Below are 3,001 nucleotides of genomic sequence, written 5' to 3' on the forward strand. Positions count from 1 at the left end.
AGGAACCTCCATCCAACCGGACCGGAGCACGCCCGCGCACTTGTCCACCCGCAAACCCCCACGTCACAGGGCTACAGAACAACTTTGCCGGGACCCTGCCCCAGTACCCAACCGTGCCCGGGTGTTTGCCAGTTGCAGCCTGATGGGCAGTGTGTATTAGTGCGATCACCGTGCGTGTGCACTGCCATGGGGGTGGGCGTTGCCGCGAAGGGACATCGGAGCAGGGAATAGAGCCACCGGGTCGGTCGCCGATCTCGTCGCCCGGTTCGGGCAGGAGGTCAGGGCCAAGCTTCAGGGACCCGCTGGGGCGGATAGCGGGAAGGAGGAGAGCCTCACCGCACCCGTGGAGCAACTACTGCGTGGTATGGCCAGTCGGCAGCACATGAGACTGATCGCCCATGGCCAGAGCAGCGTCAAACGACTTGGCGTGCGGCCCGACTTCGCCATCAGTACCGGCGGAAGGACCATCGGGCACGTCGAGTTGAAGCGGCCTGACAGGGGTATCGACCCGCAGAAGTGGTCCGCGAAGAGTCACAACCGGGAGCAGTGGGAGAAACTCAAGGCCCTTCCCAATGTCCTGTATTCAAATGGCTACGACTGGATTGTGTACCGTTTCGGCGTGCAAATCGGCCCGACCGGGCACCTGGTGGGAGACCTGCTCAGCGGCAGTCGGCAACTCACCCCGGCGGACGACGGATTCGAGCGGGCCATCGCCCTCTTCCTTGCTCCGGCGCCCCTGACCGTCGGCAGCATCGGTGAACTGGTCAAGCGCATCGCCAGAATCTGCGCCCTCCTGCGGGACGAGGTCACTGAACGTCTCACCCGTGAGGAACACGGAGAGGCCGACGCCGCGTTCTCCATTCTCGCGGGCAACTGGAAAGACCTGCTCTTCCCCGACGCCCTGCCGGCTGAGTTCGCCGACCATTACAGCCAGACGCTCACCTTCGCGATCTTGCTGGCCCGCCTTGAGGGCATCGAAATGGAGAAGCTCTCCTTACCCGACGTCGCAGGCAAGTTGGGAAAACGTCATTCCCTGATGGGCAAAGCCCTCTCGGTGCTGACCGACGAAGCCCTCGACGATCTCCGCGGAGTCATCGACACGCTGATCGACGTCATCTCCGCGGTCGACCCGGAGATGTTCAAGGACGGCAGCGGGGACGCCTACCTCCACTTCTACGAGGGGTTCCTGAGCGCCTACGACCCGGAGCTGCGACGACGTACGGGTACGTACTACACGCCCAGCGAGGCTGTCCGTTTCATGGTCCAGTTCACCGACGAGGTACTGCGTGACCGGCTCGGCCAGGAGGACGGGTTCGGCAGTGAGGACGTCACCGTGGTCGATCCCGCCATGGGCACCGGAACCTTCCTCATCAACATCGTCGACCACGTCGCCAAGGACCTGGCACTGAAGCACCGCGACACCCTCAAGAGCGGACTCCTCCGCGAACTCGCGGGGCGTCTCATCGGTCTGGAGAAGCAGACCGGACCGTACGCGGTGGCCGAACTTCGCGTACATCACGCCTTCAAGGCCCATCAGACCGACATCACCGGTTACGCGCCAAGACTGCTGGTGGCCGACACGTTGGACGACCCGGCCGTCGAGCACCACCTGGGTCTGATGTACGAGGCGATCGCCCGACACCGCCGACTGGCCAACAAGGTCAAGGCGGAGGAGAAAGTCATGGTGGTCATCGGCAACCCGCCGTACCTGCGCGGTGCCAAGCAGTCGGGGGTCGGGCGCTGGGTCACCGAGGGGAATCCGAACGACCGGGGGGCGATCCTGGCGCGCTTCCACCCCGAGGACAACGGGCGTATCGGATACGCCCTGGACAATCTCTACGTGTACTTCTGGGCATGGTCGACCTGGAAAGTCTTCGACCAGGTGACGGCCTTGGGTGCGCCGGAAGCGCCCAGTGGGATCGTCGCCCTCATCACCAACTCCGGGTTCCTGGACAGTGCGGGCGCCGCCGGTATGCGGCGCTACCTGCGCGAGGCGGCCGACGAAGGCTGGATCATCGGGCTCTCTCCCGAGGGCCCCTACTCCGACCCCCGCACGCGTGTCTTCCAGGACGTGAAACGCGAGGTCTGCATCGCGGTCTTCGTCCGTCGAGGATCCCCCGACCCGGAGCATCCTGCGCGCGTGTGGCGACTCGACGTACCCGCCGGAACCAGAGAAGCAAAGTTCGGCTGGCTCGACGGACTCAGCATCGACGGACACCAGGCCGGGGACGGAACACCATGGCAGTCCTGTTCCTCAGGGTGGACCACCCCCTTTGAGGCCGTAGCCGCCTCTGAGTGGACAGCTATGCCCACCGTGGACGTCCTTTTGCCCTGGACAAGTTCCGGAAACAAGAACAACCGCAGTTGGCCGGTCTCGCCCAGCAAGTCCGTTCTGCAAGAACGCTGGCGGACACTCGTCCAGGCTCACATATCGACCAAAGGGACGTTACTGAAGAGCACTCGGGACCGCCGCCCGGACAAGCCAGAACAGCCACTCCCGGGACACGAATGGCGGGGCCCCCTTGCCGAAGAGACAGAGCGGACACCGGTCCTCGCCCCATACGGCAGGATGACATTCGACCGACAGTGGATCATTGCGGACCGGCGCGTGATCGACTTTCCGCGACCCGCCTTGTGGTTCGCCCACAGCGACCGCCAGATCTATCTGTCCGAACTGCACTCCGAGTCGGGGCGGGCAGGGCCGGCTGTGGGATTCACAGCCCTCATCCCCGACATGCACCACTTCAAAGGCACAGAAGGCGGCCGAGTCGCGCCGCTCTATCGTCACGCGGAACTGGCAGAGGCGAATGTGACGCCCGGGCTACTGAAGGCACTGTCGCAAACCCTAGGTGCAACGGTTACGGCAGAGGACCTATTCGCATACATCGCGGGCATAGCCGGCCCAGGGTCCCGGCAAAGTTGTTCTGTAGCCCTGTGACGTGGGGGTTTGCGGGTGGACAAGTGCGCGGGCGTGCTCCGGTCCGGTTGGATGGAGGTTCCT

At 64.3% G+C, this 3,001-nt stretch carries 1 protein-coding gene; it reads left to right on the plus strand.

The features are described from left to right. The first annotated feature begins 382 nt into the window (after positions 1-382). Entirely contained in the window at positions 383-2,938 is a 2,556-nt protein-coding gene (locus tag KUM40_RS36080; protein WP_217170543.1) for a type ISP restriction/modification enzyme, read from the plus strand. Positions 2,939-3,001: the final 63 nt, after the last annotated feature.

It is taken from the genome of Streptomyces sp. AC512_CC834 (genome assembly GCF_019049325.1).
Taxonomy (GTDB): domain Bacteria; phylum Actinomycetota; class Actinomycetes; order Streptomycetales; family Streptomycetaceae; genus Streptomyces.

Excerpts from the sequence above, each read along its gene's own strand:
- KUM40_RS36080 (WP_217170543.1), top strand. The coding sequence starts at position 383 with ATGAGACTGATCGCCCATGGCCAGAGCAGCGTCAAACGACTTGGCGTG.